The 26021-nt window shown below is 46.2% G+C and carries 25 protein-coding genes and 1 other annotated feature; of the genes, 19 read left to right on the top strand and 6 right to left on the bottom strand.

Annotated elements, in window-relative coordinates; all coding sequences use genetic code 11:
• Positions 1-254: 254 nt before the first annotated feature.
• The gene (locus ACOV1R_RS00905; protein WP_054519243.1) at positions 255-2405 is read right to left on the bottom strand and encodes an LTA synthase family protein; all 2151 of its coding nucleotides are present in this window, start codon (positions 2403-2405) and stop codon (positions 255-257) included.
• Positions 2406-2595: 190 nt separating this feature from the next.
• Here ACOV1R_RS00905 and ACOV1R_RS00900 point away from each other — a divergent pair, with 190 nt between their 5' ends.
• Together ACOV1R_RS00900 and ACOV1R_RS00895 are read left to right on the top strand one after the other, a co-directional pair.
• Entirely contained in the window at positions 2596-3033 is a 438-nt protein-coding gene (locus ACOV1R_RS00900) for a GNAT family N-acetyltransferase (protein ID WP_003642697.1), read from the top strand.
• A 362-nt stretch (positions 3034-3395) separates the two neighbouring features.
• Entirely contained in the window at positions 3396-5438 is a 2043-nt protein-coding gene (locus ACOV1R_RS00895; protein WP_219033493.1) for a SpaA isopeptide-forming pilin-related protein, read from the top strand.
• Between the two features lie 461 nt (positions 5439-5899).
• Here the strand turns inward: ACOV1R_RS00895 and ACOV1R_RS00890 are convergent, their stop codons facing one another.
• Positions 5900-8584, bottom strand: a complete 2685-nt coding sequence (locus ACOV1R_RS00890) for an MMPL family transporter (RefSeq protein ID WP_217203180.1) — start codon at positions 8582-8584, stop codon at positions 5900-5902.
• A 5-nt stretch (positions 8585-8589) separates the two neighbouring features.
• Here ACOV1R_RS00890 and ACOV1R_RS00885 point away from each other — a divergent pair, with 5 nt between their 5' ends.
• Positions 8590-9366: a TMEM175 family protein gene (locus ACOV1R_RS00885; RefSeq protein ID WP_015380681.1), complete on the top strand. Its 777-nt coding sequence runs from the start codon at positions 8590-8592 to the stop codon at positions 9364-9366.
• Positions 9366-9584 carry a hypothetical protein gene (locus tag ACOV1R_RS00880; RefSeq protein WP_003642701.1) on the top strand — a complete coding sequence of 73 codons (219 nt, stop codon included), beginning with the start codon at positions 9366-9368 and terminating at the stop codon, positions 9582-9584. Before ACOV1R_RS00885 ends, ACOV1R_RS00880 begins: the two co-directional genes overlap by 1 nt.
• A 48-nt stretch (positions 9585-9632) precedes the next feature.
• Here ACOV1R_RS00880 and ACOV1R_RS00875 read toward each other — a convergent pair whose 3' ends face one another.
• A complete protein-coding gene (locus tag ACOV1R_RS00875) occupies positions 9633-10586 on the bottom strand; it encodes a linear amide C-N hydrolase (protein ID WP_021357016.1) in 954 nt (317 codons plus the stop codon).
• Between the two features lie 230 nt (positions 10587-10816).
• On the opposite strand from ACOV1R_RS00875, the gene ACOV1R_RS00870 reads away from it, so the two are divergent.
• From ACOV1R_RS00870 to ACOV1R_RS00855, 4 genes are all read left to right on the top strand, one after another.
• A complete protein-coding gene (locus tag ACOV1R_RS00870; RefSeq protein WP_003642703.1) occupies positions 10817-11878 on the top strand; it encodes an aspartate-semialdehyde dehydrogenase in 1062 nt (353 codons plus the stop codon).
• A gap of 317 nt (positions 11879-12195) precedes the next feature.
• Entirely contained in the window at positions 12196-12711 is a 516-nt protein-coding gene (locus ACOV1R_RS00865) for a polyketide cyclase (protein ID WP_003644685.1), read from the top strand.
• Between the two features lie 38 nt (positions 12712-12749).
• Positions 12750-13574 carry an SDR family oxidoreductase gene (locus tag ACOV1R_RS00860; RefSeq protein WP_011101829.1) on the top strand — a complete coding sequence of 275 codons (825 nt, stop codon included), beginning with the start codon at positions 12750-12752 and terminating at the stop codon, positions 13572-13574.
• A gap of 48 nt (positions 13575-13622) precedes the next feature.
• Positions 13623-14132 carry a MerR family transcriptional regulator gene (locus ACOV1R_RS00855; protein ID WP_003642706.1) on the top strand — a complete coding sequence of 170 codons (510 nt, stop codon included), beginning with the start codon at positions 13623-13625 and terminating at the stop codon, positions 14130-14132.
• A gap of 150 nt (positions 14133-14282) precedes the next feature.
• On the opposite strand, the gene ACOV1R_RS00850 is transcribed toward ACOV1R_RS00855, so the two are convergent.
• The 3 genes from ACOV1R_RS00850 to ACOV1R_RS00840 all read right to left on the bottom strand — a co-directional run bounded on the left by ACOV1R_RS00850 (position 14283) and on the right by ACOV1R_RS00840 (position 16800).
• Positions 14283-14630 (bottom strand): DUF1801 domain-containing protein, encoded by a 348-nt coding sequence (locus ACOV1R_RS00850; protein ID WP_003642707.1) that lies wholly within the window; start codon positions 14628-14630, stop codon positions 14283-14285.
• 14 nt (positions 14631-14644) lie between these two features.
• Complete coding sequence (locus ACOV1R_RS00845) at positions 14645-15553, bottom strand: magnesium transporter CorA family protein (RefSeq protein ID WP_003646585.1); 909 nt, start codon at positions 15551-15553, stop codon at positions 14645-14647.
• Between the two features lie 83 nt (positions 15554-15636).
• Entirely contained in the window at positions 15637-16800 is a 1164-nt protein-coding gene (locus ACOV1R_RS00840) for a VanZ family protein (RefSeq protein ID WP_003646586.1), read from the bottom strand.
• Between the two features lie 220 nt (positions 16801-17020).
• On the opposite strand from ACOV1R_RS00840, the gene hisJ reads away from it, so the two are divergent.
• The 11 genes from hisJ (at position 17021) to hisC (ending at position 26011) form a co-directional block, all read left to right on the top strand.
• Positions 17021-17857 (top strand): histidinol-phosphatase HisJ, encoded by an 837-nt coding sequence (gene hisJ, locus ACOV1R_RS00835; protein WP_027822746.1) that lies wholly within the window; start codon positions 17021-17023, stop codon positions 17855-17857.
• A 58-nt stretch (positions 17858-17915) separates the two neighbouring features.
• Positions 17916-18147 (top strand) — a binding site (T-box leader).
• A gap of 175 nt (positions 18148-18322) precedes the next feature.
• Positions 18323-19474: an ATP phosphoribosyltransferase regulatory subunit gene (gene hisZ / locus ACOV1R_RS00830; RefSeq protein WP_015380677.1), complete on the top strand. Its 1152-nt coding sequence runs from the start codon at positions 18323-18325 to the stop codon at positions 19472-19474.
• Complete coding sequence (gene hisG, locus ACOV1R_RS00825) at positions 19467-20123, top strand: ATP phosphoribosyltransferase (protein ID WP_003642712.1); 657 nt, start codon at positions 19467-19469, stop codon at positions 20121-20123. The genes hisZ and hisG overlap by 8 nt, the downstream gene beginning before the upstream one ends.
• Positions 20123-21409: a histidinol dehydrogenase gene (hisD, locus tag ACOV1R_RS00820; protein WP_003642713.1), complete on the top strand. Its 1287-nt coding sequence runs from the start codon at positions 20123-20125 to the stop codon at positions 21407-21409. The genes hisG and hisD overlap by 1 nt, the downstream gene beginning before the upstream one ends.
• Positions 21410-21481: 72 nt before the next feature.
• Entirely contained in the window at positions 21482-22066 is a 585-nt protein-coding gene (gene hisB, locus ACOV1R_RS00815) for an imidazoleglycerol-phosphate dehydratase HisB (protein ID WP_003644682.1), read from the top strand.
• Entirely contained in the window at positions 22067-22693 is a 627-nt protein-coding gene (gene hisH / locus ACOV1R_RS00810; RefSeq protein WP_003642715.1) for an imidazole glycerol phosphate synthase subunit HisH, read from the top strand.
• Positions 22674-23393, top strand: coding sequence for a 1-(5-phosphoribosyl)-5-[(5-phosphoribosylamino)methylideneamino]imidazole-4-carboxamide isomerase (gene hisA / locus ACOV1R_RS00805; protein WP_003642716.1), 720 nt, complete (start codon positions 22674-22676; stop codon positions 23391-23393). The genes hisH and hisA overlap by 20 nt, the downstream gene beginning before the upstream one ends.
• Positions 23387-24145 carry an imidazole glycerol phosphate synthase subunit HisF gene (hisF, locus tag ACOV1R_RS00800; RefSeq protein ID WP_003646590.1) on the top strand — a complete coding sequence of 253 codons (759 nt, stop codon included), beginning with the start codon at positions 23387-23389 and terminating at the stop codon, positions 24143-24145. The genes hisA and hisF overlap by 7 nt, the downstream gene beginning before the upstream one ends.
• Complete coding sequence (gene hisI / locus ACOV1R_RS00795) at positions 24142-24468, top strand: phosphoribosyl-AMP cyclohydrolase (RefSeq protein WP_003646591.1); 327 nt, start codon at positions 24142-24144, stop codon at positions 24466-24468. The genes hisF and hisI overlap by 4 nt, the downstream gene beginning before the upstream one ends.
• Positions 24469-24608: 140 nt before the next feature.
• Positions 24609-24929: a phosphoribosyl-ATP diphosphatase gene (hisE, locus tag ACOV1R_RS00790; protein WP_003642719.1), complete on the top strand. Its 321-nt coding sequence runs from the start codon at positions 24609-24611 to the stop codon at positions 24927-24929.
• An 11-nt stretch (positions 24930-24940) separates the two neighbouring features.
• Positions 24941-26011 carry a histidinol-phosphate transaminase gene (gene hisC, locus ACOV1R_RS00785; RefSeq protein WP_015380674.1) on the top strand — a complete coding sequence of 357 codons (1071 nt, stop codon included), beginning with the start codon at positions 24941-24943 and terminating at the stop codon, positions 26009-26011.
• Positions 26012-26021: the final 10 nt, after the last annotated feature.

Here is a 26021-nt window from a genome sequence, read left to right as displayed (position 1 = left end):
CAACTAAGCATAATGGGGCTACCGAGCACGTTTCGGTAATCCGTGCGAATGGCTGATGAACGGCCACTGAACTTAAGAGATGGCACGTGTAATCATCGTTAATGCGCAAGCATGAGACAAGCCGTAATCAGTATTTTATCATGAAAACGATGCCAGATGGGTGAGGGCAGCGTCATATTTAAAGGAGATCATAAAAAGGCGCGATGGCAAATAAATTGCCGTCGCGCCTTGCATTGTAAATGGAATGCTTGTTGCTATTTGGAACTGCTAGAGCTAGTCGTGGTACTATCCGTATCATCAGGGTTGGTAATCTTGATACGAGTAGAATCAGTCTTCTTATGCGAAGCTTCCGGTGCGTCGGTCGTATACAACGAGTCCGTTGACTTATTACCATTCTTCGAGTAGAGACTGGTTGACTTGCCAGCTAATTTATTTTGAATCTGAATTTCTTTTTCAAGGCCATCGGCGTAATTGTAATTAGAAGCGTCGACTTTCTTGAAGCCCTTAGGGGTGTAGAAACGTAACAAATTTTTATTGTTAAGTGAATCAGAGAGGCTTAATTCTTTGTCGACTTTCTTCTGATCTTTATCAACAGTCTTCTGAACTGCCTCATCATCAATCGTTTCGCCAGTTGCGTTGTCATAAATTTTGCCGCTAAGGACGGTGTATTTAGACGTGACGAAATCGCGATTTCTAAACGCAACGGTACTATCGTGTTGTTTAGAGAAGAGGTCGGTCCCAAACTGAATATAACGTTTGCTTGAAATCCCTAGTAAGTGCAGAATCGTTGGTAGGACGTCAATTTCACCGCCATAAGTCGATTCGACTTTACCACTCTTGATTCCTGGAATATTGATCATGAATGGCACACGTTGAAGCTGGGCGCTATCAAAGGAAGTCCAATCGTCCGCAGATTTACCGAGAATAGGTGCCAAGGTCGAGTTTTCACTGTTGGATAAGCCGTAGTGGTCACCATAGAGTACGATCATCGAATTCTTTAATAAACCAGCCTTTTGCAAGTAGGTATAGAATTCTTTGACGGATTGATCGAGGTAGTGGGCGGTCTGGAAGTAACCGTTAATGGCGGAATCACTAGTATCCGTTGTCTTAAACGTCGTGTCTTCCTTATCAAGTGTGAATGGGAAGTGGTTCGTTACCGTGATGTATTTGACGTAGAACGGTTGTTGTAGCCGTTCAAGATACTGAACTGAATTCTTAAATAACAGCTTATCCTTTAGACCATATCCAGTTGATTTATCACCAGTCGTATCGAAATAACTGGCATCAAAGAAATATTGGTACCCCATATTCTTATACGTGTTATTTCGATTCCAGAAACTGGCCACGTTACCGTGGAAGACGGCGGAGGAATAATTGGCCCGTTGGTTTAGAATCGCGGGAGCGGCCTGGAACGTATTATCTGAGCCTAATTGGGAGAACAATGATCCAGTTGAGAGCCCGTAAGTACTAGTTTCAAGCATATTTTCGGCATCAGAAGTTTTCCCTTGACCAACTTGGTGGAAAAAGTTCTTAAAACTGTAAGTTGAGTTGCTATGATACAGTTTATTTAAGAACGGCGTAACTTCCTTACCGTTGACTTTCTGATCAATAAGAAATTGTTGAAAACTTTCTAGATGAATCACAATGACGTTGCGACCCTTCGCCAGACCGTACATCTTAGCGTTTGGCGCGGCATAGTGTGATTCAGTATAATCTTTAACGGTATCTAATTCTGATTTCTTTGCGCTGGCGCGTTGATGATTGGTCTGTTCATCCTTGATACCATCATAGACTGTAAAAGCATCTATACCAAGATATTTGACGATATAAGTGCGGTCAAACGTTCTGGTTAGTAGTTGTGGTCGGTTGGATTCTGCTAAGGTCAAGTTAAGACCGAAACCTGCAATCGCGGCAGAGGTGTACGCAAAGGCCGTGTGTTTCTTAATTGGTCGTGTGTCTTGCTTAATCCGATGAAGAATGACCAAGGCCAGAATGACAATAATATCCGCCCAGTAAAGAACATCGCCCCAACTCGCTAGGGCTAACGATGAGCCGGTAAGTCCCTGACTGACCTTGGACACGCCGGTAATCGTACTAACAGTCATGAAATCCGTGAATTCACGATGGTAGATAACGTTGGCATACAGTAAAATGGTGTCGAGTGCATCAATGAATAGCAAAATATAGTAATATACACCGGTTTTACGAATGTAGAACGCCAGACTAAACAGAAAGACCGTCGTTGCAATCGGGTTCACGAGCATCAGGAATGCCTGGAGTGGATCGGCAACGCCTAGTGAAAATTCGGTTAAGTACGCATAGATCGTTTTGGCCCAGAATAAGAAGACTAGTAGCCAAAAAAATCCAATTCGCGTGTTAACGTATTGGCGAAATTTGGTAAACATCGATAAAGACCTCATTTTTAACAAATTTGGATATGACTCGATAACCAGTCATCAAATCATTTTAACATAACATCGGAACTCGTAATCGCTAACAATTTTAAGAATGCGTTAATTTCGTTTCGAGTTAGTTTGACGATAACCGGTGAAACGCGTATTCTCAAAGTATTTCAGAAGAACGGGTGATAACGTGATGCAGATAAAAATGAGTAACCAGGTTGATTCATCAGTTTATGCGGATGCCATTGCAATCCGGCGGGCAGTCTTTGTGCAGGAACAACATATCGATGAAACTTTGGAAATTGATACGGTCACTCCAGCGACGTGGCACTACGTCTTGTATGATGATCAAAAGCAGGCGGTAGCCACAGCGCGAGTGACACCTAGCGACCAATGGACGGGGCATGTTCAACGAGTTGCTACGTTGAAAGCGGCACGAGGGCAGGGCTATGCACGACAATTGCTTCAACGGATTGCAGCGGATGGGCTGAGCCGTGGTTGGCGACAGTTGGTACTAGGCGCTCAAGTCACTGCACAAGGGTTTTATACACAATTAGGGTATCAGCCACAAGGGCGCCCGTTTATGGAGGCGGGTTTGCGACATCAGACGATGATATTGACATTGTCGTAAGCATATTGGCTTAACTTTCAGTTGGTTAGGTTGTTGATTCGAGTTATATTCCAGAATAAAGGGGCCTTCAGCTTAAGGCTTAGCTTTGTGGTTATTTTTTAGCGAGACAATGTAAATGGAATTTCCGGTAGACTTCTAGGCATAGTTCTAGGGGCCTTTTTTGCTAAACGATTAGTTCGGATAGTTCGCAAATAAAAGTTTTGATTCGTAGTAAACTAGTTGGTTGCAGTATTGTACATATGGAGCTGATTAGCGTGAATCACTAACTGGTGGCCGACCCTGACAATCATACGCGACTGTGAGGGTGTGTTGGGTTGTGAGAATGACAAAGACAAAGCTTTTTTTGAATGGGGGAGGAGCGTATGCGAAGAAAGCTAGTTGGGTATATGCTAAGCATGTTAACGGTAATATTAGCGCTATTTATGCTGGGGAGTACTGCACATGCTAAAGAAATCAGTGTTACGGGTTTAACGGCTGGCAATGCCATCGTACTTGATGCGAATGGCAAGCCCGTTACTGACACAAGTACGTTGAATGATAAGGCTGGCTACCAATTAACGTATCATTGGAGTATTCCAGATTCTGAAGTGATTAAGGCCGGTGATACAGCAACCGTTGAGATTCCAACGTACGTCAGTATCGATCATGATGTTGTGATGCCGTTAACAGATTCTGCCGGGCAAACCTTGGGCACGTTTACGTATACGAAAGGTGCCAGTACTGGGACAATCACGTTTACGGATGCGTTGGGTACACTCAATAGTCGGGCTGGCACATTGAGCATGAATGCGAAGGGCAATGCGACGGCGACGGAAGGATCAGCCGAAATTGCTAAAAGTGGCTTGGTTGTTTCGTCGGGAAGTGATGGTGCGCCAACGGTATTGGGGTGGCACATTACCGTGACACCGGGCAATAACTCGACGGTTGTGGTTACAGATACGCTAGGGCCCAATCAGACATTCATTCCAGATTCGGTTGCGGCACAGGCCGTGCAAATTATCAATGGTATCCAAGTGCCACAGCAACCGTTAACACCGACTGTTGCAACTAATGGTAACGTGATTACTTTTACGTTTAACAACATTCATTCGCCGTTTGTGATTACTTATAACACTAAGGTTGAGAATTTTAATCCGGCTGACACAGCTAAATGGCATAATACGGCTGCACTGGACGGACTAGGCGTTGATGCGACGGCCGATATTACCTATGGTGGCAATGGAACAGCAGGGATGACCTATACCATCGAATTAACGAAGCATGATGCGGCAACCAAGGCCGTGTTGGCTGGAGCCGTTTATGAATTGCAAGATAGTACGGGCAAGGTAATCCAAACTGGGTTGACGACTGATTCGCAGGGACAATTGATTGTCAAAAATCTACGTGCTGGTGATTATCAGTTCGTTGAAACCAAGGCTCCGTTTGGGTATGAACTTAATACCACCCCAGTAAAATTTACTCTCGGCGGTATTAAGTCAGAGGTTGCTTTTCAGGTAAGTCAGGATGATGTCACGTTAACCAAGACTGATGCCACGACCAAGGCGGCATTGGCTGGGGCCGTTTATGAATTGCAAGATGCCACTGGCAAAGTGCTCAAGATGGGATTAACGACGGATACCACTGGTCAACTTACCGTATCTGGTCTGACCGCGGGCAATTATCAATTTGTTGAAACTAAAGCGCCTAGTGGTTATCAGCTTAATGCGGCACCGTTATCATTTACAATCAAGCCGAATCAAACGGCAGTGGTAACGGTAGCAGCAACTGATGAACCGGTCACTGAACCAGGAACAACTGAACCAGGCAAACCAGGTGAACCAGGGACGACTGAACCAAGCCAACCAGGTGAACCAGGGACGACTGAACCAAGTAAACCAGGTGAACCAGGAACAACTGAGCCAAGTAAACCGGGTGAACCAGGAACGACTGAACCAAGCCAACCGGGTGAGCCAGGGACGACTGAGCCAAGTAAACCGGGTGAACCAGGAACAACTGAACCAAGCCAACCAGGCAAACCAGGCGAACCAGGAACGACTGAGCCAGGTAACCCTGGAACCACGGGGCCAACCGCGCCACAACCGGAACGACCAGCTGTACCCGGTCCAAGCCAACCCGCTGCACCTAAACCGGGACAATCTGGATTAGGTCAACCGGCATTACCAGGACTGATCAAGCAACCAAGCACGGGTGTCAATGGTGCTGGTGGCACTGTGGGTAATGGTGTGACAACTGGTATGAACGGCTTTGGAACGCCAACTGGTAGTGACCAAAGCACATCAGCTGGCTATAACCACGGAACTTTGCCGCAAACCAGCGAGAAGCAGTCGCCGATTTGGGTGATTTTTGCCGGGCTTTTGGGCTTGTTAATTGCCGCGGTGGGAATCGGTTATCGCCGTCGTGCTTGAAGACGCATGAATTGATTTATTAAAGTATCATGTAGGGATTGATGATGCCCCAGAAATTTTATGGCTTCTGGGGCATTGTTTTGGTTATGTGTAGAGCTAACATTGTTTACGGGGGCAGTTCAGAATTTCAATCAATAAATTTGAATCATCGTGTGAGTTACGATTAAGCAATATGGTCTAGCTAGCTGATGTGGAGATTGTTAGCCGTGTGGTGGCACACGCAAAATCTTTGGCACAGTGAATGGCGGATGGCGATGACCTTATTAGTCTTTGTCGTTGCTAGTATGACGATATTGAGTTAGTCAGCGGTGACTATCAGATTACCGGTGCTCACACAATCATTAAGTATAAACGACTGGCAGTTTGCTACGATTCAATTTAGTATTGTAAAAAAGTTGCGTTTCCAGATTTGACGTCTGGAAACGCAACTTTTTTTACTCAAAGATTAGGCTAACTAATTGCTAGCGGTTGGTAGATGATGGGCGAAAGTGCTGCCAAAGCGTGGCTATAGCTGGTGGCTCATTAGCCCAACGTGTCCACCCTGAAAATCCCAATGGAACGATGAGGTTACTTATCGTAATCCCAATGAGACTCATGAGTGCAAGCCCCTTTAAGGTTGGTGCGGTCGTCAAAAGCAGTGGCAGTAAGTAGGTCAATTCAATCATTGTTACCGGGCAAACGAATCGTCCACTAGTATAAAAGTGCTGTTGCAGATGAGCGGGATCCAAGTGCCGTAACCAACTTTGACGGTGACCGGTTGCGGTGGTAATCATTAGCCAGTGCAGTGTCAACAACATCAAGCTACCAAGCAAGACACTGCTACTGAGCGGCCCGGTTTGCAACCAGCGTGTTAATATTAACTGAGTCCAACCCCAACTAGTTAACGTCACGCCAGTTAAGCACGCGGTCATTAACAGACTGAAGGTCAATGAACGCAGGCCGAACCATAAAACAACTATGCCGATGATTAATCCGAGTGTGAGCCATCTCAGTGCGTGGGTCGCAATCAGGGTATGCTGATAGTGCTGTTGCTGTGTTACCCCGGTTGTTAGGATTTTGGCGTGCGCTAAGGGCGTGGCGAGTAGGCTGTCGTGGGTGACTGCCTGAAGTCGTTGCAGGGTCCTGCGACTAGCCGCACTAGCCGGCGCTGATTTCAAAGTGACCGTTAGCTGTGTCATGCTTAAATCACTACTAATATTAGTAAAAAGACTGTTTTGATAGGCCTGATTAGTAGCCGCGTTAGCAGGCAGGTAAAAACTCCGGCCAACTTGACTAGCGGCTAAATCATGTAGATAGGTCTTCGTATTTTTCAGTGAAGCGAGTAAGGTGGTTAAGGGTTGAACGGTCTGCTTCAATGATTGGTTGACGTGGTGAACACGCTGATCAACGTGTCCAGCTTCGGTTGCGACCGTAGTTTGGGCCGTTACCACGTGATTTAGTGCGGTTGTCATGCGGTCAGTCAGGTGATCTAACTTGGTGACCTGCTGATTGACTTTGGTTAAATCGGGTTCAGCCTCAGCTGATGTCGTTAGCGTCGTGTCAATAGCCTGTAATTGCCGTTGCACTTGATCATTCAGTTCAGCCAAATCATTGATGCGGTCGGACAACTGGTCGACCGACTTGGTATGGCGACTAGTCGCTGCTTGTTCCAGACTTTGTTGGTCAGTCGTGAGTTGGCTCTTGAGTTTCGCCATACTCGTCAGTTTACCAGCCAAATCAATGTTGATAGTCGCAAGTTGCTGGTTAACGTAGAAATTACTTAGTGGTTGGCCGGTGGGCTGGGTCACTGAGATGACTTGAGCCACATTTGGTACGGCCCGCAGTTTAGTCGTCAGGTGATCGATTGTTTGTAATGATTGCTGCTGCGTTAAATTCTGCGGTGCTCGTAGTGTAATTGTGATTGGCGCCGTGGCACCGGTACCGAAGTGAGCTTGGACTAATTGCTGACCTAATTCAGCATTACTAAGCTGATTTTGGCGCCAGGGTCGTAAGTTGTCATCGGCAAACTGGCCGTTAGCAAGAATGAGGCCGGGGAGTAGTAACAGTGCGACGGCCAAGCTCCCAAGCGCTGGCTGCCAGTAGCCGAACTTGCTCAATTGGCCCCATAGATTGCGTGGACGGGTCGGCCAAGCCGTTGTTCCTGGCCAAAATAAATTATCACCGAGCCAAGCGGTAAAGGCGTAATTGAGCGGCGGTACCGCCAGTAAGGTGATTCCAAGCGCTACAGTAATGGCCCAAGCAGCGGCTAATGAGATGAAGGCAGTCCAGTGTAAAGTGATGGTTATGAGTATTAATGGGATAAAAACAAGTGCCCACTGTCGATATTGAAGTGTCAGAATTTTGAGACTGACAGTGGTCGGTGCGGTTGGTGCGCTCGATTGCCAATACGCGTACATAAAGTGCCATGTCAATAGACTAGTCAGTATTAAACTGATTAGACTAGCAAGGCTCAGCGCATTAGCCGTCAGTGGCCAATGCCAAGCTAAACGCGCGTTAGTGATAAAGCTAATCGTTGTGATCAGAGTGACCACTTGACACAGTAAGTTCAGTAATGGCACTAACAGTGAGCGGAAGATGAGGCCGAGAATGATTAAACTGAGCAGACTACCGACAAGCATGCTAATCAGCAAGTTGCGACGTTGTTGTTGCACGTGTTGTTGGTAGATCAAGTCCGTACTGGTGACACTCGTATTGAGGTCGGCGATTGCAATCGCATTATTAAGTTGATTTGCAATCACAGATAGGTCAGCCCGGGATGTCTGAACGGCGACAAGGGCTAATTCGGTGGAACCATCATTGGAACGTAATAAGTGCCGGTCATTAGTCATACCGGTTGGCGTTCGAAGCTGGTTAATGCCATAATCATCGGCTCGGCGATTAAGTTTGGCTAGGGTCGTGGAGATTTGTTGGCGTTGCTGTTTGGATAATTTACCATTTGAATTGTTGAAGACTAACGTTAAGGACTGGCTGTTGGTTAACCCGTGACCCCATTGTTGTTGATATTTAGGACTCGTTGTTGCATCTTGTGGCATTGCGGTTTGTTCATTCACAAACGTGGTAATGTTCGGTAAAATCAGAATACTTGCAAACACCACGATTCCCCAGAAAAATAAGAACAACCACTTTGGTTTTAATAATTTTCGCATTCGTCTTGACGCCCCCACATCAATTACTTTATTTTGACTTAATCTTACCATATCAGGTGTTAGAGAAGCGGTTTGGTCGTCAGTTTGAAAAGTTAATTACAGTAATTACTTGTGAGTTATGGTATCCTAAAACGCTGTGGGAGGTGCTGATTTTGAAAACAGATCGATTTCAGGCGTTCAGTGATGGTATTTTTGCCATTTTAATTACAATTTTAGTCTTAGAATTTCACATTCCTGATTACCAACCGGGACATTTACTGGCGGCACTATTAGCGCAATGGCCGTTGATCTTGTCGTACGTCTTTTCGTATTTCTACGTTGGCACGCTGTGGTTATTTCATCATGATTATTTCAACATGCTACAACGAATTGATCGCAACGTTAATATGCTAAACTTATTAATGCTCTTTAGTATCACCTTATTGGATTACCCGATGTCATTAGTGGCAGATGCGTTGACAACTGGTAATCGACAGGATATGCAAACGGCATTTATTGTTTATGATTTGGTTGCCCTGTTTATTTCGGCGACATTTTATTTCATGTACGCTTATCTGCATCATCACCAGGATCTAAAGAAGCCGGGAATCTCAATGGCTTTTTATACCGCAATTAAGTTTGATCCGGTTCGAAGTGTCACGATTTATGGCTTAGCCATCGTGGCAACGTTTTGGTCGGTATGGTTAGGTGCAATCTTACTAGCAGGTGGCATCATTTTTCACTTTTTGGCCTACTTACGGATGAGTCGCCAGCTAGAACAGGCGAAGGGAGGGACGGCATAATGGATTATTCAAGTTTATTAGGACCTGATCGTTATGATCTAGCCGTGACGTTAGCCAAGCAGTATCATCTTGACCCCAGCCAGGTCTTGTTCGGCTATTTGCAAGTGGTTAGTCAAGTTACGGGTGGTCCGAATGCAGCGCAAGCTGATTTACATGAGCCCCAAGTACGAGCAGCAATCAATCAGGAATTTGATCATTTTTTGAAGCAGCGTCATTAATTAAAAATCACGATGTGAGTTCAGTCTCAACATCGTGATTTTTTAGTTTCAATCGGCAGGAAAGAGGTACGGTGTTCGCCAGGTTGTTGCCATTTCAGGTGTTAGTGTCAGTCGTTGTTCGTGACCAGTCGTGCGTGGAATAAAGCGGTAAGTACGAGTCGCTAACGTGATCAAACAACGATAGTGCGTGTAGTTGTGGCTGATGAGATGGCGACGGTCGGCGTGGTATGGCAAGCTTACTTCTTGTAACCAGCGGAATAAAGTGGTCGGCACTTGTTGCGGTGCTAGCTGCGGTGTTCCCAGTCGTCGAAGTGCCATGTGAATGAAACGATCAGTGGGAATCGGCCCGCTCGGTAATGGTTGCTTAGTCTGAATCACGTGCTGAGCAGCCTGACGAGTGGCAGTTGTAATCTGGTTGCCAGATACTGCTAAATAACGATTTAGTCGGCGCTGATGGTCGCTTAGGACTGGTGTATTGGTCAGGACGCCGGCTGGATTCGGTTGCGCCGTCAGTGGGCCACCAGTGGGTTCGATGACGGCACTGGTGTGTGCATCACTGAGATACCAGTGAAAGGGATAGACTTCACCAGTGTCATCACCCCAGGACGCACCGACCAGGTTAACACTTGGCAGATCGGCGATCACGGCTGCGACTGATTGGTGTTCACCTAAAGCCCAGTTGATGAAGGCTTGGGGTGTTAAATTAATTTGGTTGACTTGTGGTTGAGTGGCGTATTCAACGGCGTGGGGCAAGTACAGTTCAGCACACACCAAACCAGCTTCGTTAATGCCGTCAGCCATCAAACAAGCCTTAAAGTGGTCAGGTAGCCGACCACCACCGAGAATGGCATACTGCGTCATACGCGTCGTCGCTAACCCAGTTGGCCACGGATAACGGCGCGGCAAAAAAATTGGCCGCCAAGGTGTCGTTGTTGGAAAGTCCATGGTGCGGGCGAAGTAGCGGTGATTGTCAGTATCAAGATAAGTTAAGCTGGTACACATGGCGCGGCCTCCTTTTAATTAGGTTCATTATACGTCAAAATGGGCGACAGCTAAATGACTGTTTAATTAACGATGGTAACGGTTACTTTTTTGATGATCTGCGTGTGCAAAACAGCTGGCAGTGCAATCAGTGACAGATTAATTTATGGTCGGATGGAACTCATTATTTTCTAATCTTTACAAACGTGCTATAATGAGGTTTCAATAACTATCAAAGCGAGGTCTTCATAGTGAGTGGATATAACGTCGCGATTGTCGGTGCAACTGGTGCAGTTGGCGCGCGGATGATCAAAATGGTGGAACAGACGAGTTTACCTGTCAACTCAGTTAAACTTTTGGCATCAAGCCGTTCAGCCGGTAAACAATTACAGTTCAATGGTCAAGCCTTAACTGTTGAAGAGACCGTTCCTGAATCATTCGAAGGAATTGATTTAGCCCTCTTCTCAGCGGGTGGCTCAGTATCTAAGAAGTTCGCCCCTGAAGCAGTCAAACGGGGTGCCGTAGTTGTTGATAATACGAGTGCTTTCCGGATGGACCCAAAGATTCCGTTAGTTGTTCCTGAAGTTAACCCTGAAGCGTTGAAGCTTCATCATGGAATCGTGGCTAACCCGAACTGCTCAACCATCCAAATGGTCGTTGCTTTGGAACCAGTGCGCAAGGCATTTGGTTTGAAGCGGGTCATTGTTTCAACCTATCAAGCCGTTGGTGGTGCTGGTAACCGGGCCTTGAAGGAATTGCATGATGAGACGGAAGCCTACTTAAAAGGTGAAGAGATGGAAGCTCATATCTTACCTGTTGCGGGCGACAAAAAGCATTATCCAATTGCCTTCAATGCGTTACCACAAATTGACGTGTTTGAAGAAGATGGCTACACCCATGAAGAATGGAAGATGATCCATGAAACCAAAAAGATTATGTGTGGCGGCGACATGGACAGTAAGGATATCAAAGTAACGGCAACTTGTGTGCGGATTCCGGTGCCAGTGAGTCACTCCGAATCAGTTTACTTTGAAGTTGAAGATCCTAAGGCAACTGTCAAGGGCATTCAAGATGCTTTGGCAGCTGCACCAGGCGTGGTCTTACAAGACGACCCTGATAACCAAATTTATCCGCAAGCGCATAATGCGGAAGGTTCTAAAGACACGTTCGTTGGTCGGGTTCGTCCTGATCAAGAAACGCCACAAGCCTTCCACATGTGGAACGTTTCCGACAACCTCTTAAAGGGTGCTGCTTGGAACTCAGTTCAGATTGCGGAAACAATGGACAAGATGGGCTTATTGCACATGCAATAAAACTAATTTGTTAAGGGTAATGAAAAGCTGATCGCTAGAATCAATATTCTGGCGACCAGCTTTTTTTGATGTCGAATTATTCGAGCGTTAGAGTCAGATAAAATATAATAAGCGTCATGTTGAAATTAGGTTCGTTTTAGAAAGCAATATTAAGAATTTGTTAAGCTAAAACTGATGAGTGTCCTTTATCCTTGTCCTGGAGTCAGCTCCAGCATATAAGCTAAGTTTATTCAAAGTTAGTGAATGGTCAATGAGATGTCATGATGTTAATTTGCTAGCTAGAATAAAATTTTAACGCAAATATGGAGGAATTAATAATGAAATCAATTAATTGGTCAACGGACTATTTACCAGGGCATACTGATAATTTCGTGTCAAACGAGGTCATTACAGACGGTGTGACTTTAGCGGCTGTTTGGAAAAACTTAGTCGATACATCGAAGTGGACGACGTATTATGACAATGCGACTAACATTATTTTGGATGATCAAACGAATACTGAACTAAAGTTTGCGGAACATTTCCGATTTGATACATTTGGTTTTCCTATCGATGCCCAGGTCATGGAACTCGTTGAACCGACGGATGGTGAAACAGCACGACTAGCATGGCATGGTTGGCAAAATGGTGATGCAGATACTCAGTTTGATGTCTATCACGCTTTCCTAATTGAAAAGTTGACAGATGGCCGGATTCGATTATTAACACAAGAATCGCAAGTTGGACAGCCTGCTAAAGACTTAGCTAATCAAACACCCAATCCGATGTTAAATGGTCACCAAAGCTGGTTAGATGGGTTAGTCAAGGCTGCTAAAAGGACTATGACCGAGTAAAGTAGTAGCTCAGCAAGATTAATAGGAGTGATTAAAAGATGAAAACATGGTTCATTACAGGAACTTCAAGTGGTTTTGGAAAGGAACTCGCGACAATTGTTGCACGGCAGTCTGACACTCAGCTGATTGCGGCTGCCCGCCACACCGATGATTTAGCCTATCTAGATGTTTTTGACGCGACGCGTATTGAGAAAGTAAGCATTGATGTGACAAATGAATCACAAATTAAAACTGGGGTCGCTCAAGCGATTCAACGTTTTGGAACTATTGATGTTTTAGTGAACAATGCTGGCTTAGGCTATTTTTCAACAATTGAAGAAAGTGATATGGCGAAAGTTCGCTACATGTTTGAAGTTAACGTTATGGGACTCGCTAACGTGACTAGGACCGTTTTACCGACCATGCGGGCACACCATGCTGGGATAATTATTAATTTATCATCGGCGTTGGCATTGACGACACTACCAACTATGGGCTTTTACAGTGCGACAAAGTATGCAGTTGAGGGGTATAGTGATACCTTGCGGCAAGAAGTAAAAGACTTGGGGATTCAAATTATGACGGTTGAACCAAGTGGCGCTCGAACGCAGTGGTCAGGGCGGTCATCCCAAAAGATGGTACCGACAATTGCAGATTACGCCGCGTTTAGTGACGCGATTACGACGGTATCGGACTCGGTTACTCAGGCACCGGGCAATCCGCACCGAATTGCTCAGGTTATGTTTGATCAGGCCAATTTGGCAGAAGTACCGGCACACTTGCCATTAGGTGAATTTGCCTATCAAGGTGGACTCGCTAATTTACAAAGCATTGTTAGTGAAATTAAGTCACGTGAGGACCTTTCATTATCGACAGACGATTAGCTGCGTTAAGATAGTGGTTAAACGACAATCGAGGAGGTTCAGTTCAGTATGAGTTATTCAATCGGACAAGTAGCTGATAAGTTAGGAGTGACGATTGATACCATTCGTTACTATGATAAGTCGGGATTACTGCCATTCGTGAAGCGTAATTCAATTGGCCGGCGTGAATTTACTGATAATGATCTACATTTGATGAGGACCATTGTATGTCTCAAAAATGCGGGTGTGTCAGTAGCTGACATTGCTACTTTTATTGCGCTCAGACTCGAAGGTGATACGACATTAAACGATCGTTACCAATTACTCAAAACGCATGAGCAGGAATTACAACAGCGGATTACCGACTTACAGGATACGATGAGTTATTTGAAGTTTAAGGAGTGGTATTATGAGACCGCTACGGCTGCCGGACATGAGGATATTCATTTTGTACCGGGTACTAATGAAGTTCTTCCCGGTCTTGACCAGGAATATGATGCGTATTTGAAGGCGACCGGTCAACTGGTTGAGCTGTCTCGATTTGCTAATGTAAAGGATTATCGGTTGCGCAAGCGATAGTCCTTAGCAGTTTCAGTTTAATCGATGAAACTGTACAGAAAAACTGGTTTTGATAGCTTGGATATTGGATAAGAATAACCAAAATAAAAGGTTCTGAATTGTCAGTTGTTTGACAGTTCGGAACCTTTTGAAATTAAAAGCAGCGTATATTTAAGCAATTAGTTGTAAGACTTGTCTAACTAGCGCCACTGGTACGGGTTGATCCAGGCCAATGTTCAGCCGCTTTTGACCGGTTGCGTAACCAGCAGTTTTAGCAGCAGTGAGGGTCGCATCGTCAAGGTCGGCTGAAATACTTAGACTGACGTGGGCCTGATAAGCAGCAATGCTAACGTATTGTTTGTCATGTTCATAGAACGGCAAATTCCACTTGATTTTAGCAGTAAAGTCAAGCAATTCCGATGTAATCAGTTGGGCAAGGGTGCTCAAGATTGGTTGTGCAGCGATTGCAGCTTTATTGATGTAATCGTTGGTGTCCGTGACTTTAACTCGACTAGGCATTTTTAAAACCTCCTTTATTTACGAAATGAATTGCGTCGTAGCAACCAAATGGTTAGGGCACATAGTGCAACGGCGATGAATACCGTAATCTCCCAACCGAATGGATTCTTCATGAACGGTAAGTCGACGTTTTGCCCGAAAAAACCGAAGACAATGTTGGGCATTGTCAGGACGATGGAGAAAATCGTCAGCACCCACATCGTGTTGTTCAAACTGTTGTCTAGAATGTTCGAGTAGGCGTTCGACACCCGGCCGATTATGTCTGAGGCAATGTTGGCCATTTCCAATCCTTGTTGTGCCTCGACAATAATATCGTCGAGCCGTTCTAATTGGGCCGCCGAGAATTTGACCGGTACAAACCGTTTGAGTGACTGCAACATGTCGTTATTACTTTTAAGGGACGTGAGGAAATAGACTAGCGTTGTTTCTAAGTCCATCAATTGAATAATGACCGAACGCTGAATTTGCTTTTTCATCTTCATCTGAATGTCTTGGCGTTGTTTATTGATCTTGTTGATGGCCGAAAAATATTGCCGTGATAGCTTGTACAAGACGTTAAAGATATGGTCGTATGGATGCAGGACATCTTCCCAATCGGCATCGATTTCGTCTGCCAACATATCCTCAACGAATATTGTGTTATCGGTCGTAAAAGTCAGTAGGGTGTGGTCAATCAACATGAAACTGACTTGGGCGGTATAAGTACCTTCCTCAACGTCTTCTGTGACCACGTCAAAAATAATGGTCGTGATGGCACTTTTGGCGTCATATTCCAACCGGCCTCGTTCGTGTTGATCGGTTGCGTAGCCTAACATTTCGTCGGTAACGTGTTCCTCACTTACGAGTTGATGATAATCATTTTCAGTGTAATTATTAACAGCGACCCAGCGAAAATCGTCGCTTAGTTCATGGACTTTTATCATTGTTTTTACTTCCAGCGTTTTGAGATATCTTCAATTTAACATGAGTTGCGAGACAACGCAAAGGAAGTTTTAAGGCCACCTAATTATTTAACAGTTGTTCTACTTAACTTTTCACACCATAACTGGTGACTGCGACTGAAAAGCGCTAACAATAAATCATAACTGATAATCAGTAAAATGACTGAAACGACGACGAGGTAGACATCCAGGCGGTTAAGGGTGGCACTAGGAACGTTGCCTAGACGATTGAATAACCATAAATCCAAGAATAAAAGTGGCAGGCCGATTAGGTAGAGCCCACTGTAATGGATAAGCAGTTGCCAGAGATTGGCCTGGTGACCACTGATGGTTACGATCTGACTATTGAGCAGGCGACCACCAATGGTTTTACCATGCCAACACCAGGCGGGCCCAATGAAGAAGAGGATGATATCGGCCAGGTATAGCCAGCGAAAATCATGTGGTAATGGCCAATTAAAATGTTTGACTAAGACGAAGTAGACGGTGTCAAAGGCGGCAATTGCGAGCCAATCGATGACCAACGCCCCAATGCGGCGCCAATTGATGGGGTGTTCCTGCCAATTCAACCGGGTACTGTGGTCGCGATTGCGCCACTGATTAGGAATCAGATGTAGACACCCAGCACCGACAATCCCACCAAGTGTGTTCATCATTAAATCGTCGACATCGAACATCCGGTAGGCTCGTGAGTAGTAGCCGTATAATCCGGTTAACTGCGTGGTTTCGAAGAACAATGAAATCGAGAAGCTCGTCAGGGTGATCAACCAGAGCGGCCAGCGGTGCCGCCACTTTAAGTAGGCACCGATCGGCATAAATAATAGAATATTGAAGAACGGCTGGAAGAACGTGTCAGATTTGAAGGCGGCTAACCAAGTACTGGGGTCCCCGAGTTCAAACGGCGTGAGTGCCTTCAACTGGGTGAGAAAGTAGAAGGGTTGTAAATTATACTCAGCAGTTGTTAGGCTAGCCACGGATGAGCGAGTCGGGAGTGGCAGAATAATTAGTAAGTAGGCTGCTGCCAAGTACCAAATAAACGAATAGGTACTGATCAAGTTACGCTCACTCAGTGTTTGACGTGTTCGGAGCTGGATAGTCAGGATAATCATGGCGAGTAGTAAGGTCATGATGGGTAAAGCTAAGATAACGATGTGCACGGGTTCCAGCAACGTACTGACAATGTGACTGGAAAGTGCGAGTTGATAAAGTTTTGTAATGAGTTCGTGCATGGCTGGTCCCCCCTTTTTTGGGAATAGCGCTGTTCTTTAACTAATGTTGACTATATCATGGTATAAAGAAATTGTGACGATTAATATAAATAAATAAGTAAATTGTTAGACTTTCGCCGTGACTGCTAGCGTATTGTCGCGAATGACCGTTTCGACCATACTTGCTTATCTAAAAAAAATATGATTGAATAAGCATAAATTATGAGAGGGTGATGAGGATATGCTAATGGATGGGCATACCCACACGGAACTATGTCCGCATGGGAGTGGTGAAGCAACGGAAAAAATGATTCAACGGGCGATACAGCTAGGTTTTCAGCGGTATTGTATTACGGAGCACGCACCGTTACCACCGGCATTTCGTGACCAGTATGAAGGGACGCCGGCCGGTTATACTGAGGCGTCGTTGCGTGAGAACCAAGTAGCCGATTATTTGGCACTGGCTAACGGACTGAAGACCAAATATGCCGGGCAAATCGAGATCTCAGTGGGTTTTGAAGTTGATTTCTTACCAGAGCATGTTGCTTGGACGCGTGATTTTCTGAATACCTATGGTCCTCGGACGCAGGAAAGTATTTTGTCAGTCCATTTCATGCGGGGGTTACGGCAGCATTTCTGGTGTGTTGACATGTCAACGGATGATTTTGCAGCCGGTTTTGGGCAGTGGCTTAAGACGCCCCAACGTGTTTTTGAACAGTATTATCAGACGGTCTTGGCATCAGTACAAGCAGATCTGGGCCCTTACGCACCACAACGGATCGGCCACATGAGTCTCGTCCGCAAATATCAGGATTACTTTGGCTTGACTGAACCCTTGGATGTCCATAATCTTCAATTAGTAGATCAGACGTTGGCGTTAGTGAAGCAGCAACGGCGGCAGTTAGATTTGAATTTGGCTGGTCTCTACAAACCGTATTGTAATGATTTTTATCCCGGTCAACAGATTCTACAACGCGCTCAAAAGCTTGACATTCCGCTGGTTTATGGCTCTGATGCCCATGACATAGCCAGTGTGGGGCGTGGCTATCATCTTATAAAAAAATTAATTGAGGGTTGACAGCCGTCAGTTTAGTGATTACAATGAATTATAAATTAAACGACTAATCAAATTTTAATAAACGGTTGTGATTAGAACAAGTAATTAAGTCTTCCTCATCCAGAGAGCCCGGGTAGCTGAGAACCGGACAGACAGGCTTAACGAACACACATCTATGAACTGCTAAGGTGAACCAGTCTCATTAGCCTTAGCCGAATTGGTTTCGTTATCCAAGTTGACTTGATCAACATGAGGTCTGCCGTGCGAACGGTAGATGAAATAAGGTGGAACCACGCGTAAACGTCCTTTTAGCAAATTGCTAAGGGGGCGTTTTTTAGTTTCACCGATCCATGCGGTAAGTTTGCGTGACGGAATCGCAAGTCGCTCCGGTTAGCATGTAAGCAATTGATTAAGCACGTTGATAAGTAACGATATGAATTAAACTGATTAGTTTTAAAAATAACGACGTTTTAGGAGGCGTAAATTATGTTGAAACACTTATTACCACTAGGAACCCGGGATGAATTTGGTCGGCGGGCACGTACCAAACAACACTTGATCGCGGTGATCCAAGCCCATTTTAAACAACGCGGGCTCGCGCCAATTGCAACGCCGTTATTAGAAAACGAAGCGGTGTTTGATCCATATCAGATGGGTAACTACCAACTATACCGCTTATTTGGCAACGATGGTCGCACCTTGGTCTTACGGCCGGACATGACCTTACCAGTTGCTCGCTTCATTAGCGCGACGAATGTCCCCTTACCGCAAAAGTTTGGTTATGTCGGCGATATCTTTCGAGTAAGCCGTCAATTATCAGGTTCATATAACCAAATCACACAAGCGGGAGTCGAATTAGTCGGTTACGCATCGCTGAAAGCCGAATTTGAATGTTTAACGATTGCCAACCAGCTTTCAAGTGAGCTGATTGCCGATGCTGTTGAAATCGAATTAGGAGATGCCCAATTTGCACAACGGGTCGTGGCCAGTTTGACTGGTGACGAAGGCGAACAACAAGCCATTTTAACCGCACTGTTCGATAAGCAAGTACCACGCTACACGAAGTTGATTGCCAAGTACCGCGCACAGCCTTTATATAATTTTCTCAAAGCATGGCCGCGTTTGTTCGGGCGTCCAGAACGTATCTTCAAAGAATTAGCGGCAGCACCACTACCTGAAACAGTCCAACCAAGTCTGAAACGGCTTCAAACGGTGGTGGCCTGGATGCAACAAACGATGCCGGAGCAGGTCATCTCGGTGGATTTGAGTAGCCAAGCACCACAAAAATACTATACCGGCCTGACTTTTCGGGGTTACTCACAAGCGGGAGCTGGCTACCTGTTCAGCGGCGGCCGTTACGACAAACTGTTAACGAACTTTCAAGCTGAAGCAGAACCGGCTGTGGGAATGGGGTTAGACGTTGACTTGTTAACGACTTTAGCCACCGACCAACAGACCGCTTATGCTGAACAATTGATTTACTTTGAGCCTGAACAGTGGTCACAAGCGGAGGCATACTTAGCGAAACAACCGCACGCCATTTTGAGTTTGGCGGATGACTTAGCAGGTGCGCGCATCGAAGCACAACGTTTGAATGCCCAACTGATTGATTTAACTGGAGGTATGACCAATGACTGAACCACGTTTAAAGATTGCCTTGACTAAGGGCCGCGTCGAACAACAAGTCCTGCCGTTGCTGGAAGAAGCTGGACTGGATTGTTCGCAAGTCCGCAACAAGCAACGGCGGTTGATTTTTGATTCTGAGACGCAACCATATGAGTTTATTTTAGCGAAAGGGCCGGACGTGACGACCTTCCTCGAACGGGGTGCTGCTGATATCGGCATCGTTGGTAGCGATATTTTGACTGAACACGAGAGTACCCAATATGAACTGTTAGACTTGGGGGTTGGTAAGTGCCAATTTGTGCTAGCATCCACGGCCGACTTTGATCCCGTTGCACCACGACGCAAAATCATCGGCACCAAGTACCCATTGATTACCCAACGGTATTTTGATCGCTTGGGCCAAGATGTTGAAATTATTAAGATTGAAGGCTCGGTTGAATTAGCACCACTGACTGGCTTAGCCGACGCCATCGTAGATATCACCGAGACGGGGACCACGATTCGTGAGAACCATTTACAAATTTATGACTATTTACAACCAGTCTCGACCCGCCTAGTGGTCAACCGGTTAGCCTTAAAACAGCAACAAGCCGCCATCTTTGATTTAGTTGATCGGTTGGCCACAGTTGTTGATACGAATAATCCAAAGGAGTTTGTCTAATGAAAATTATTAATGAAGATTTAGCTAGTTTAAAACGCTTAGTTCAAACGAAGACCCAACAATTGACTGACTTAAAGGTTGAATCAGCGGTTCGCGAAATTATTGCCAATGTGATTAAAAACGGGGATGCCGCCGTCAAGGATTACGAAACCCAATTCGATAAGGTCACCTTGACCGACTTTAAGTTGTCACAAACTGTTATTGATGATGCTTATAACAATCTGGACCCGCAAGTGAAGGACGCCTTGTTGTTAGCTAAACGCAATATCACGAGTTTTCACGAAAAGGAAAAGGCGACTGGCTTTATTGATGCTGAACAGCCTGGCGTTCTACGAGGGCAGAAGTTAATGCCGCTTAATCGGGTTGGCTTATACGTTCCAGGTGGCACGGCAGCCTATCCATCGACTTTACTGATGAGTGCCTTGCCCGCTAAGATTGCCGGCGTTAATGAAGTCATTATGGTGACGCCACCACAAGTCGATGGCATCAATCCAGCCGTTCTTGCTGCAGCCAAAATCGCTGGCGTCGACGCCATCTATCAAGTGGGAGGCGCTCAAGCAATTGCTGCGTTAGCTTATGGGACTGAGTCGATTCCAGCGGTCGACAAGATTATTGGTCCTGGGAACATTTTTGTGGCGACTGCTAAGAAGCAGGTCTTTGGTCAGGTGGCGATCGACATGGTGGCCGGCCCGTCAGAAATTGGTATTTTAGCGGATGATTCAGCTGATCCTCGGCAATTAGCGGCTGACTTATTGAGTCAAGCAGAACATGACCGTCGAGCCCGGCCAATCCTAATTACGGATAGTGCCGACTTAGCGCAGGCCGTCAGTGACAACGTGACGTCACAGTTGAAAGTTTTGCCACGAGAAGCGATCGCTACCGACGCTGTTAACGAAAAAGGCTTCATTGCCGTTGTCGCAAAGGTTGAAGAAATGTTTGACTTGATGAATACGGTGGCACCAGAACACTTGGAAGTGCAATTGAAGAATCCAACTCAGTACTTGAATTTAATCAAAAATGCCGGGTCGGTCTTCTTAGGACGCTACGCCTCTGAACCACTCGGTGACTACGTTGCTGGTCCGAACCACATCTTACCAACGAGTGGCACGGCCCGTTTCTCATCACCACTTGGCGTCTATGATTTCGTTAAGCGAACGTCCTTTATCCAATACACTAAGGACGCTTTGGCTAAGGAAGCTCCGGCGATTACCACGTTGGCACGGGTCGAAGGTCTGGAAGGCCATGCTCGTGCGATTGAGAGTCGTTTTGACACCTATTACGATTAGGGCGTAATTAGTAGTTGATACTGATTGTGATTACAGCCGGTAGTCGTTTTAGCAGATGAGGAGGAAATGAACATGCGACAAGCAACGATTAAACGTGAAACGAAAGAAACCCAGATTGAAATCAGTTTGAATTTAGACGAACAGAGCGGTATCGAAATCGATACCGGGATAGGCTTTTTGAACCACATGTTGAACTTATTTGCGAAGCACGGGCGCTTCGGGTTGGTCGTGAAGTGTCACGGCGACCTCGACGTTGACCCGCACCACACTACTGAAGATACGGGAATCGTGCTTGGCGAATGCTTTAAGCAGGCGTTGGGTGATAAGCAGGGAATTGAACGGTACGGGACGGAATTTGTGCCAATGGATGAGACTTTAGGTCAGGTCAGTGTCGACCTAAGTGGACGGTCATACTTAGTTTTTGATGCCGAGCTCACGAATCCGCGGCTCGGTGGCTTAGATACGGAGACAGTCGAAGATTTCTTCCAAGCCGTGGCCTTTGCTGCTGAAATGAATTTGCACGCACGCATCCTGTACGGCCGTAACACTCACCACAAAGTTGAAAGTTTGTTCAAAGCGTTTGGGCGGGCAATGCGCGCGGCTGTCACGATTAATCCAGATATTCAGGGGGTCAACTCTACGAAAGGCGTGATTTAAATGTTTGCAATCGTCGATTATGATACGGGTAATACCCGTAATTTGAAGAAAGCTTTTGACTACCTGCAAGTGTCAACCATCTTAACGGCTGACCCGCAACAATTAGCGGCCGCTGACGCAGTTATTTTACCCGGTGTGGGAGCTTTCGCAGCTGCAATGGCCGCTTTAAAAGAACGCCAGTTAGTCGGCGTGTTACAAGCATTGGCGCGGAGTGGCAAACCCGTTCTCGGTATTTGCTTAGGCATGCAGCTCTTGTTTGAAAGTAGTTCCGAGTACGGCGAGCATGCTGGGCTAGGCTTGTTAAGCGGCCGGGTTAGCGCTTTGCCAACGGACTTGAATGTCAAAGTCCCACAGATGGGGTGGAATCAGAACGAGCTTCGGCGTCCTGATAGTCCCTTTGCCAGTATTGACGCGGCCTATACTTACTTCGTTCATTCGTACTATGCGGTATGTCCGGCAACTGAAATCGTGGCGACAGTTCAACACGGCGTCCAGGTTCCAAGTATTGTTCAGCATCAAAATGTGATTGGGATGCAGTTTCACCCGGAGAAGAGTGGTCGAGTCGGATTACAACAACTAGCAGCTTTTAAGGAAATGGTGAGTGCAAATGATTTTTCCAGCAATTGATTTACGAGCCGGTCAGAGTGTCCGGCTCTACCAAGGTGATTTTAAACAGGCGACATTGATTAATCCTGATCCTGTCGTTCAAGCCCAACAAATTAACGCAGCGGGCTTGCAGCAATTACACATGGTCGATTTGGATGGTGCCAAGTCAGGGCGCCCAGAAAACTTCGCGACAATCACGGCGATCCGGCAAGCATTTACCGGGACGATCGAGCTCGGTGGAGGTATTCGAACCTACGAGCTGGCGACTCGTTATCTCGAATTAGGAATCGATCGCTTAATCTTGGGGTCAGTTGCGTTGACTGATCCACGACTGGTCAAACGACTGTTAAGTGAGTTTGGTGGTGAGCGAATTGTGATTGGGTTAGACGGAACCAATGGTTATGTGGCAATTAAAGGCTGGTTGGAGCAGTCACAGACCAAGATGAGTACATTAATGAAGACAATGACTACGAGTGGTGCCAAGCACTTTATCGTGACCGATGTCGCCCGTGATGGCACGATGCAAGGCCCTAACCTTGCGTTATACCAAGAACTACAAGCACAGGTGCCCACGGCCAACCTGATTGCCAGCGGTGGCGTTCGGAATTTGACCGATGTTCAAGTGTTACAAGCCAGTGGGTTCAAGGATGTTATTATTGGCAAGGCGTTAGCTGAAGGCGGTGTGACACTGGCCGAATTAGCGGGGGTGACTGAATGTTAGCAAAGCGGATTATTCCGTGCTTGGATGTGGCGGATGGTCGGGTCAAGAAGGGCGTTAATTTCGTCAACTTGACGGATGTCGGAGATCCGGTGGCGATTGCAGCTGCCTATCAGCAACAGGGCGCGGATGAACTTGTCTTTTTAGATATTGCAGCCACCAATGAGCACCGCGAGACGATGGCCGCCATGGTCGAACAAGTCTCAGCTCAGGTCTTCATGCCACTGACGATTGGTGGCGGAATTACAAGCGTTGCTGATATGCAACGAATCTTACGTGCGGGTGCTGATAAGACGGCTATTAATTCGGCTGCAGTTGCCAACCCTGAACTGATTCGTGCCGGTGCTGAAAAATTTGGTAACCAGTGCATTGTTGTTGCGATTGACGCGGCGTGGGATGCGGCAGCTGGTCAATATCGTGTCTATACACATGGGGGTCAGCAAGCGACCGACCTCGATGCAGTGGCGTGGGCCAAGCAAGCGGTCGCCTTAGGGGCTGGCGAGTTATTGGTCACTAGCATGGATCGCGATGGCACTAAGGCGGGGTTTGATACCAAGTTATATCAGGCCCTGGGAGCAACGGTCAATGTGCCAATCATTGCCAGCGGCGGTGCGGGTAACTTACAAGACTTTGTGGATGTTTTTAGCACAACCCCGGTTGATGGTGCATTGGCGGCTTCCGTCTTTCACTTTGGCGAGTTAACGATTGCAGATGTCAAAGCGACATTAAGAAAACAAGGAGTGGTCGTAAGATGAAACCAGACTTTGAAAAGGGTGACGGCTTACTGACAACGGTCGTCACCGACGCGGATACGAAGGATGTCTTAATGGTCGCGTGGATGAACGCGGAAAGTTATCAACGGACATTGGCGTCGGGCCAGACGTGGTTTTGGTCACGGTCTCGGCAAGAACTTTGGCACAAAGGCGCTACGAGCGGCAATTTACAAGATGTCGTTAGTATGACGTTGGATTGCGATCAAGATACACTATTGGTCGCAGTTCATCCGCATGGTCCCGCTTGTCATACGGGACATACGAGTTGTTTCTTTAACCCGGTTGAACTAGAACAGGGCGCCTAAGGATTGATGACGATAGCCGAATGAGTTGGGAGTTAGATGGCTGATTGGTTGGAAAATGCGGTCCCAACGGTCGATAAGCAGGATTGTTTTTAACCCGTATTAAATTGATGAATATATTATAGAAGAAAGTGGTGTCGAATATGCAAAATATGGAAGAATTATACGAACTGATCAAACAACGGAAGGCAACGCCTAAGAAGGGCTCCTACACAGATTATTTATTTACTAAGGGACTGGATAAGATTTTAAAAAAGGTTGGTGAGGAATCAACCGAAGTTATTGTGGCGGCCAAAAATCCCGGTGACGACGAATTAACCTATGAGACAGCCGACTTGTTGTATCACGTTTTAGTGTTATTGGTCGAACGTGGTGTTAGTTTTGACCAGATTAAGCAAGAATTGGCTAAACGTGAAGGTAAGATGAGTGACTATAAGGATCGGCCCGAAATTAAGAACCTATAGGAGGTAGCCGAATGAAAGCTAGTATTGAACAGTTAGAACCCTATGTGCCCGAAAAGCCGTTGGCGACCCTCCAAGCTGAGTTAGGATTGACAGAATTAGTCCGGTTATCAGCTAACGAGAACCCGTATGGCACCTCGCCAAAAGTGGCGATCGCTGTGAAGAATTGGGACTTCACCCAGAGTAATCGTTATCCCGATGCCGACGCACAGGAGTTACGACAAGCAGTGGCCCAGCAACAGGGAATCGACCCGAATAGCATCGTTTTTAGTGTAGGTCTTGATGAGATGATCGTGATGTTATCACGGACGTTCTTAGCCACCAACGACCAGGTGCTAGTGTCCGCACCGACGTTTTCAGAATATGGACTACATGCTGAGATCGAGGGGGGGCAATTAATCAGTGTGCCAACGTTGCCTAATGACCATGTGAACTTCGAAGGCTTAATGAAGGCCATTACGCCCCACGTGAAGATGGTTTGGCTGTGCAATCCGAACAATCCGACGGGCACCGTGGAATCATTAGCGGCAATTGAAGCGTTCGTCCAGCAAGTACCCCCGGAGACGATGGTCCTGATTGATGAAGCCTACATTGATTTTACACCGGGCGCGGCTCAAGTAACGGCCATGCAGTTACCAGCCAAGTACCCGAATGTAGTGGTCATGCGGACATTCTCCAAAGCATATGGGTTAGCTAACTTTCGAATCGGGTACGCCGTTTTTAATACCAAATATGCCGCAACGATGCAAACTATTCGGCTTCCATACAATGTGAATTCCTTGGCTCAAGTGGCAGTCCTGGCGGCAATCGATGATCCTAATTTTGTGAAACAAACGGTCCAAAAAAATGCGACGGAACGTGCTAAGTGGATGGCATTCTTTGATGATCAGGGTGTCACTTACGATCAATCTGGCGCGAACTTCATTTTCTTTAAGTATCCGAGTGCCACGCAACTGGCTGACTATCTAGTGCACCATGGGTATCTGATTCGCACTGGCTTACGGCCAGGGTGGTTACGACTAACGGTCGGAACGGCTAGCGATAATCAGCAACTCCAACAATTAATTCGTGAGTTTAAGGCCTAGAATTGGCGCA

The organism is Lactiplantibacillus sp. YT640 (assembly GCF_049745435.1).
In the GTDB taxonomy this organism is placed as follows: domain Bacteria; phylum Bacillota; class Bacilli; order Lactobacillales; family Lactobacillaceae; genus Lactiplantibacillus; species Lactiplantibacillus plantarum.
Note: the sequence above shows the minus strand (reverse complement) of the source record. Positions and strands in the feature narration are given on the sequence as shown.